Source organism: Streptomyces sp. NPDC057137 (genome assembly GCF_042670825.1).
In the GTDB taxonomy this organism is placed as follows: domain Bacteria; phylum Actinomycetota; class Actinomycetes; order Streptomycetales; family Streptomycetaceae; genus Streptomyces.
Genome location: NZ_JBHUUW010000040.1, coordinates 69,594 through 76,796, shown reverse-complemented (window position 1 = coordinate 76,796; position 7,203 = coordinate 69,594). Strand labels below are relative to the sequence as shown.

7 protein-coding genes are annotated in these 7,203 nt (G+C 72.0%); 3 read left to right on the top strand and 4 right to left on the bottom strand.

Annotation, left to right across the window (positions count from 1 at the left end; genetic code table 11):
• Nucleotides 1-82: 82 nt before the first annotated feature.
• Nucleotides 83-1,279, bottom strand: coding sequence for a PP2C family protein-serine/threonine phosphatase (locus tag ACFT9I_RS26985; RefSeq protein ID WP_382568337.1), 1,197 nt, complete (start codon nt 1,277-1,279; stop codon nt 83-85).
• A gap of 203 nt (nt 1,280-1,482) precedes the next feature.
• On the opposite strand from ACFT9I_RS26985, the gene ACFT9I_RS26980 reads away from it, so the two are divergent.
• Nucleotides 1,483-1,767, top strand: a complete 285-nt coding sequence (locus ACFT9I_RS26980) for a hypothetical protein (protein WP_354602955.1) — start codon at nt 1,483-1,485, stop codon at nt 1,765-1,767.
• 54 nt (nt 1,768-1,821) lie between these two features.
• Here the strand turns inward: ACFT9I_RS26980 and ACFT9I_RS26975 are convergent, their stop codons facing one another.
• Nucleotides 1,822-2,778 (bottom strand): TauD/TfdA dioxygenase family protein, encoded by a 957-nt coding sequence (locus tag ACFT9I_RS26975; RefSeq protein WP_382568335.1) that lies wholly within the window; start codon nt 2,776-2,778, stop codon nt 1,822-1,824.
• 377 nt (nt 2,779-3,155) lie between these two features.
• Here ACFT9I_RS26975 and ACFT9I_RS26970 point away from each other — a divergent pair, with 377 nt between their 5' ends.
• A complete protein-coding gene (locus ACFT9I_RS26970) occupies nt 3,156-3,938 on the top strand; it encodes a phosphodiesterase (protein ID WP_382568333.1) in 783 nt (260 codons plus the stop codon).
• Between the two features lie 18 nt (nt 3,939-3,956).
• On the opposite strand, the gene ACFT9I_RS26965 is transcribed toward ACFT9I_RS26970, so the two are convergent.
• A complete protein-coding gene (locus ACFT9I_RS26965; RefSeq protein ID WP_382568332.1) occupies nt 3,957-4,820 on the bottom strand; it encodes an SDR family oxidoreductase in 864 nt (287 codons plus the stop codon).
• Between the two features lie 96 nt (nt 4,821-4,916).
• On the opposite strand from ACFT9I_RS26965, the gene ACFT9I_RS26960 reads away from it, so the two are divergent.
• Nucleotides 4,917-5,639: a TetR/AcrR family transcriptional regulator gene (locus ACFT9I_RS26960; protein WP_382568330.1), complete on the top strand. Its 723-nt coding sequence runs from the start codon at nt 4,917-4,919 to the stop codon at nt 5,637-5,639.
• A 5-nt stretch (nt 5,640-5,644) separates the two neighbouring features.
• Here the strand turns inward: ACFT9I_RS26960 and ACFT9I_RS26955 are convergent, their stop codons facing one another.
• Nucleotides 5,645-7,201, bottom strand: a complete 1,557-nt coding sequence (locus tag ACFT9I_RS26955; RefSeq protein WP_382568329.1) for a rhamnulokinase family protein — start codon at nt 7,199-7,201, stop codon at nt 5,645-5,647.
• Between the last annotated feature and the right edge of the window lie 2 nt (nt 7,202-7,203).

Sequence of the window (7,203 nt, the reverse complement as noted above, 5' to 3'; positions counted from 1 at the left end):
GGGGCCACCGGTGCTCCCGGTGGACCCACGCCGTCCCGCGTTCCCGCATTGCCGGCGCGCGGGGCTTCAGTCGCGGAGGCTCTTAGGCGGCGGGCGGCCGCCATTCGACGAGCAGCAGCGTGGCGTCGTCGCGCAGCCGGTTTTCATGGGCGTCGAGAATCGAGTGGATGAGTCGGCGCAGCGCCTCGGGGGCCAGTTCACCGGCCGCGGTCGCCCGGATGATGGAGTCCGTGAAGCGGTCGAGCCCGAACTCCGTGCGGTCGCCGGCCCCTGACTCGACGACTCCGTCCGTGTAGAGCAACACCCGGTCCGCGGGCTCCAGTTGCGCCTCATGGACGGTACGGGGGGTCTCGCAGAACCGGGCGCGCAGCCCCATCGGCGGCTGGGCAGGCCGCTCCAGCTCGCCGTGCAGTACGCGGTCTCCCCGGATCAGCAGCGGCGGCGGATGCCCGCAGTTGCACCAGCGGAAGAGGCCGTTCGCGAGATCCAGCTGGGTGACGATGCCCGTGCAGTACTGATCCGGCAGCCAGCGCGCGAGCGCCAGATCGACGGTGTCCACCAGCGCGGGGAGATCGCCACCGTCCCGCCGGGCGCTGCGGCAGCCCGCCAGCGCGACGGCCGTGGTCAGACCGGCCGCCAGGTCGTGGCCCATCGAGTCGAAGATGTCGACGTGCAGTGTCGAGCGGGTCAGTGAGTGGTCGAAGGCGTCGCCGCCGATCTCGTACGCCGGTTCCAGCACCGCCGTGGACAGCGCGCGGGCGTTGCCGATGGTCCGCGGTGGCAGGAAGGCGCGCAGCATCTCGGCGGGCAGCTGCATGCGCTCCGTACGGGCGTACCGCGCCAGGCTGTCGCTGTACGCCCGCTTCGAGGTGATCGCCATGGCGAGCACGGACGCGATCATCCGGCAGCGGCGCAGCCGTACCGCGTCGATGGTGTCCGCCTTGACGCTGAGCACGCCGAGCCGTTCCGCTCCGTCGATCAGTGGTAGCCACGCGGTGAGCACGCCGTCCTCCGACTCCTCGATCCGCAGGTCGAGCGAGCGATACGCGCGTCCGCCCGTCGTGGCGTTCACATCGAGGTTGGGCATCCCGTCGCTGAGCGGGACGAGCTGCCGTTGCTGGATGTCGACCAGATAGACCACGATCTGATCGAGGCCGAGCGCCGCGGCACAGCGGTTCACCAGCTCCGGAAGGTCCATCGGGGCCGCGGCGTGCGCCTCGGCGAGCAGCTCTTCGAGCAGCCGCTCGCCGGGGTCGGGGGCCGCGCTCTCGCTCGGCATGGCGACCGCCTCCTCACGGCAGGCTCCTACCAGCATCGCAGGTCCCGGCGGGCGGCAGCAGCCGAGCGGACCGGACGACCCGGCACGGGCGACACGGGCGGCGCGGGCGACACCGGCGGCGCGCGCGGCCGGACGGGCTGTGTGAGGGGGAACTCGCCGCGATCGCTGGGCACCGCCGGAGCCACCCTGATAGGGAGGGAGACATGAGCGAAGAGACCCCGATCCCCCCTGTTCTGACCGTCATCGCCGCCAGCACCATCGAGCCGAACGTCATCGGGGAAGGTGTCGCCGACCGGAACTCGTGGATGGTGATCGAGACCGCCGAGCACGGCCAGCTCCTGCTCAATCTGCCGGGCCCGCTGTACCGCGCGATGGAGCAGGCCACCTCCCTGGCCGCCAACGAGGCGGGCCCCGGGCGTCTCGCTCTCACCGAACGCGAGATCGCCGCCTATCGCGAGCGCATCGCGGGTCTCACCGAGGAGAAGTAGCCGGCGCCCGCGACGCCTCTCGCTCGCTCGCGACAGGGTGCGGGGGCACAGCGGTCAGTACGGACGGTCGCCCGCGATGGCGACGCGTTCGGCGATCCGCCGGTGCGTGCCGTAGTCCGCGACCGCGTAGTGCTGCGTGGCGCGGTTGTCCCAGAAGGCGATGTCGCCCGCCTGCCAGCGGAACCGGACCTGGTACTCGGGCACATGAGCCTGCTGGAAGAGCAGCCGCAGCAGCCCGTCGCTCTCCGCCCGCGCGAGCCCCACGATCCGCGTCGTGAACGACGTGTTGACGAACAGCATCCGCCGGCCCGTCTCCGGATGCGTCCGCACCACGGGGTGCTCCACCGGCGGGAAGACGTCCTGGAACCGGGCGAGCCGGTCGGCGGGGGAGAACCGCGCGAAGCCCGGCACGAAGTCGTGCACGGCGACGGCACCGTCGATCCGCTCCTTGACCTCGCGCGGCAGATTGTCGTACGCCACCGCCATGTCGGCCCACATGGTGTCGCCCCCGGCGGGCGGCACCTCGCGCAGTTGCAGGACGGCGCCCATCGCGGGCCGCTCCCGGAAGGTGACGTCCGTGTGCCACACGTTCTCGAAGGTGGGGACGGCCGTACGGTCGAAGCGCACCACGTCCTTGGCGTCCCCGGCCGCCAGCAGCGGATTGGTCTCCAACTCGCCCCAGTTGAGGGCGAAGGCGCGTTGCGCGTCGGAGGACAGACGCTGCCCCCTGAAGAAGAGGACCTTCCACTCCAGCAGGGCGCGATTGAGCTCGTCCCGCACGGCGGGGGACGGCGGTACCGACAGATCCAGCCCGTGGATCTCGGCGCCGATGGTGCGGGACTGCGGGACGAGTCCGAAGAGTTCGTACGGCCGGTCCTCCCAGCCCTCGGGAACGCGGCGCAGCTCCCGATGCCCCTCGTACAGGCCGTCGGCGGGGATGTGGGGATCACGGAGAGCGGGAACGGTGGGAACGGCGGAGGTGTCCGATGTGGATATGGCGGCGGTGGTCACGAGGCTCCTCGGGAGAACGAACCAGTGGGAAGGGAGCGGGCCGACCCGTTCACCGGCGCGCGGGCGCGGGCGGCGGGTACGACGAGGCGGCGGCCGTCAAGTCCGTGACGGTACGGGCGCGGCGCTACCGGAGGTCAGCGACAGCGACAACAACAGGCGGGCGGGGACCCCACCCGGCCACGGCGCAGCAGAAAGCTGAGGCCGCGGGGCGCGCACTCACCGCGGGGGCCGCTGAGACGCGGCTCCACTGCACGGTGGTTCGAGTACGGGCCCATGGCAGGCACCGTACCTCAGCCGGTGTCCCGGGAACATCAGTGGGACGCTCGACGCCCTCGTGCGCGCTCGTGCGCGTGGTCGGGCCCGGGCAGGGTGTGCGCATGGCTCTCTCCGTCGCACACCTCAGTGACCCGCACCTCACCACCGGCCCGCTGGGCGGCGCACCCGTGGAAGGGCTGCGCAGGGCGCTCGGGCGCGTTCTCGTCCTCGATCCGCCGCCCGACTGCGTGGTGATCACCGGGGATCTGGTGGAGCGGGGAGCGCCCGAGGAGTACGCGGTGCTGCGCGAGGTGATCGGGCGCTTCCCGCTGCCGCTGTTCCTCGTGGCGGGCAATCACGACGAACCCGGCGCGCTGGTCGACGCGTTCGGCGGGACCGACCTCATGGCGGGTGCGCATCAGACGTACTATGTCGCCGAGTTGCCCGGACTCACGCTCGTGGCGCTGGACTCCTCCGTGCCCGGTGAGGGCGGCGGGCGGCTCGGCCCGGAGCAACTCGGCCGTCTCGACAGGGCCTTGGCCCGCAGGCCCGACGTACCGGCTTTCGTGTGTCTGCACCATCCGCCGGTGCCTGTCGGTATCCCCTTCCTGGACGGTATGCGGCTGGCGGACGGCGACGCGCTCGCCGATGTGCTCGTACGGCATCCGAACGTGGCCCGCGTCCTCGCGGGCCACGTCCACCGTCCGGTCACGGCGGCCTACGCGAACAGCACCCTCGTCGTCGCGCCCAGCACCCACCTCCAGAGCGGACTCGCCCTGCGCGATGGCATCCCCAACTACCTGCCCGAGCCGACGTCCTTCCTTCTCCATCTCCTCGCCGGCACCTCGTGGATCACCCACACCGTCCCGGTCAGCCACGCGGCGGCCCCGGTCGCCGGCTACTAGGAAAGGTCGGCTCGCAGCTCAGCGCGGCGTGGCGGACTCCTCCAGGACCGAGCGGACCGGCGTGGCGTCCCGCCCGAGCAGCTTCGTGAGCGTGGGTCCGGTGGTGGTGAACTCACCGCGCCGGGAGGCGTGGAACATGCCGAGCAGCATGTTCGCCTGGCCCTCGGGCACGCCGTGCCCGATCAGACCGGCCGTCCACTCCTCGTCGTCGGCGACGACGCGGCGGATGGTGCGGCCGGTGAGTTCGGTGAGGATGCCCGCGATGTCTTCGAGGTCGAGCGCGTCCGGCCCGGTCAGTGGCGGAGTCGCCCCGTCGAACCGCCCTTCGTCCGCGAGGACGATCGCCGCCGCTTCGGCGAGGTCGGCGTGGGTGGTCCACGACACCGGGCCGTCGGCGGGCGCGACGAGTTCGCCGGTTTCGAGCGCCTGGCCCAGGAGGAGCGGGACCGTGCTCGCGTAGAACCCGTTGCGCAGCGCCGTGTACGGCGTGCCCGTCGCTGCCAGGTACCGCTCGGTCGCGGCGTGGTCGGGCATGGGCGCGAACAGCGAATCGGCGCCGGCGGCCTGGTGGCTCGTGTAGAGGATGCGCTTGGCCCCGGCGGCGCGGGCGGCGTCGATCGCGGCGGTGTGCTGGGCGACCGCCGCGTCGCCGGTCTCGCTCGCCGAGACGATGAGCACCTGCGTGGCGCCCTCGAACGCGCCGACGAGCGAGTCGGGGTCCGTGAAGTCGCCGCGCCGCACCCGGACGCCCTGTGCGACAAGGTCAGCGGCGCGGTCCGTGTCACGAACGCTGACGCCGACCCGCTCCGCCGGGATCCGTTCGAGCAGCCGCTGGATGATCCGGGAACCGAGCTTGCCGGTGGCGCCGGTGATGATGATCATGATTCGACCTCGCGTCGTCTCTGATGTTATCGATGGAAACTGAAATCCGATTCCAACGGTAACGCATCGATAGCGGAAACCCGTTATCGTTGATTCATGGTGGAGACGAAGCCCGGCGGGGCCGGCAGGAGCGAGACGCGCGCGAACCTCGTGGAGGTCGCGGCGCGGCTGCTGCGCGAACAGGGTCCGAACGCCGTCACGACTCGTGGTGTCGCCCAGGCCGCCGGCGTACAGGCGCCGACGATCTACCGTCTGTTCGGCGACAAGGACGGCCTCCTCGACGCCGTCGCCGAGCATGTCTTCGCCCTCCATGTCGCAGGAAAGACGCTGGTGGAGGAGAGCGACGACCCCATCGCGGATCTTCGGGCAGGGTGGGACGCGCATGTCAGCTTCGGCCTGGCCAACGCGGCGCTCTTCGGCCTTCTCACCGATCCTGGCCGTGCCACTCGCTCACCGGCGGAGGCCGCGGGGCTGGAGGTCCTGCGCGCCCGCGTACGTCGTGTCGCGGCGACCGGCCGGCTGCGCGTCTCGGAGAGCCGCGCCGTCGCGCTCATTCACGCCGCCGGCACCGGCGCCGTGCTGACCCTGCTCGCCACACCACCGGAGGAGCGGGACCTCGGCCTCGCCGACGCGATGTACGACACGGTGACGCGGTCGATCCTGACCGACGCGTCCGTGCCCGCCGAGGACGGCGTGACCGCGGCCGCCGTCACGTTCCGGACGGTCGTGCCGCGGCTGCCGACGCTCACCGCCATCGAGCGCGCGCTTCTGTCCGAGTGGCTGGACCGGGCCATCGAGCACCGGGCCACGGAGAGCTGAGCCCCTCAGCCGATTTCGAGTCCGCTTCCGAGTCCGCCGCCGAGGCCGATCCGCGCCGCAGCCGCCGACCACGCCCGTCCGTCGCCCTGCGGCTCGTACCGGCGCAACGGCTGTGTCCGCGCCACCAGTTGACGCATCTCGGAGCGGTCTCCGACGAGGCCCTGGGCTCGTGCCTGGACAAGGATGTTGCCGAGCGCGGTGGCCTCCGCCGGTCCCGCCACCACCGGCAACCCCGTCGCGTCCGCCGTCAGTTGGCAGAGCAGTTCGTTACGGCTGCCGCCCCCCACCAGGTGCACCACACGGATGTCGGTGCCGGACAGCTCGGCCGCCGTACGCAGCGTCGCGCGGTGCGCCAGCGCGAGGCTCTCCAGGATGCAACGGACCGTCGCCGCCTGGTCGTCGGGCGGCCGCTGGCCGGTGCGCGCGCAGTACGCGGCGATACGGCCAGGCATGTCGCCCGGCGCGAGGAACGACGGGTCGTCCGGGTCGACCAGCGCGGCGAACGGCCGCGACCGCGCCGCCCGTTCCATCAACGGCCCCAGGTCGGCGGGCAGTCCACGGTCCGCCCAGGTGCGCAGAGTCTCCGACAGCAGCCACAGCCCCATGACATTGCGCAGGAAGCGGTAACTGCCGTCCACCCCCAGCTCGTTGGTGAAGTTCGCGGCCCTGGACGCCTCGGTGACCACCGGCTCGGCCAGTTCAAGACCGGCCAGTGACCACGTACCGCACGAGAGGTACGCGAAGCCCGGCCCGGTCGCGGGGACGGCGGCCACGGCCGAAGCTGTGTCGTGGGACGCCACGGCCGTGACGGGGGTGGACTCCGGCAGCCCGGTCTCGGCCGCCACGTACGGCAGCAGCGTCCCCGCCGCGTCCCCCGGCCGCCGGATCGACGGGAACAGGCTCCGGTCGATGCCCAGCCGGCCCATCAGCTCATGCGACCAGTCACCCGCGCGCGCGTCGAACAGACCCGTCGTGGACGCGTTGGTGGCCTCCGCGCCGACACTCCCGGTGAGCCAGTGCGTCAGCAGATCCGGAATCATCAACAGCGTTCTCGCGGCGGCCAGTTGGGCGCCACCCGAAGCCGCCGCAAGCTGGAAGACCGTGTTGAACGGCAGATGCTGCAACCCGGTGATCCGGTACAGCTCCTCGGCGGGGACCGTCTCCCAGACCCGCTCGCCCATGCCCTCGGTCCGGGTGTCCCGGTAGTGGTACGGATTGCCGAGCAACTGCCCGTCCGCGTCGAGGAGCCCGTAGTCGACCGCCCAGCTGTCGATCCCGATCGACGCGACGTCGTCGTACGTACGAGCCGCGAGGCCGAGGCCGTCGAGCACCCCCTGATAGAGAGCGAGCACGTCCCACCGCAGGCTGCCCGGCAGCCGCACCGGCCGGTTCGGGAAGCGGTGCACCTCGGTCAGGGCGAGCGTCCCCAGTCCCGCCCGGCCCACTTGCCCCGCCCGGCCCACTCGCCCTGCCCGGCCCACCCGCCCCGCCATCACCCGGCCGCTGGTGGCACCCAGGTCGACGGCGAGGAAGGCCGAAGCCGAGGATTCGGTGTACGACACGG

Coding starts and splice junctions, on each gene's coding strand:
- ACFT9I_RS26985 (WP_382568337.1), bottom strand. CDS start 1,279: ATGCCGAGCGAGAGCGCGGCCCCCGACCCCGGCGAGCGGCTGCTCGAA.
- ACFT9I_RS26980 (WP_354602955.1), top strand. CDS start 1,483: ATGAGCGAAGAGACCCCGATCCCCCCTGTTCTGACCGTCATCGCCGCC.
- ACFT9I_RS26970 (WP_382568333.1), top strand. CDS start 3,156: ATGGCTCTCTCCGTCGCACACCTCAGTGACCCGCACCTCACCACCGGC.
- ACFT9I_RS26965 (WP_382568332.1), bottom strand. CDS start 4,820: ATGATCATCATCACCGGCGCCACCGGCAAGCTCGGTTCCCGGATCATC.
- ACFT9I_RS26960 (WP_382568330.1), top strand. CDS start 4,917: ATGGTGGAGACGAAGCCCGGCGGGGCCGGCAGGAGCGAGACGCGCGCG.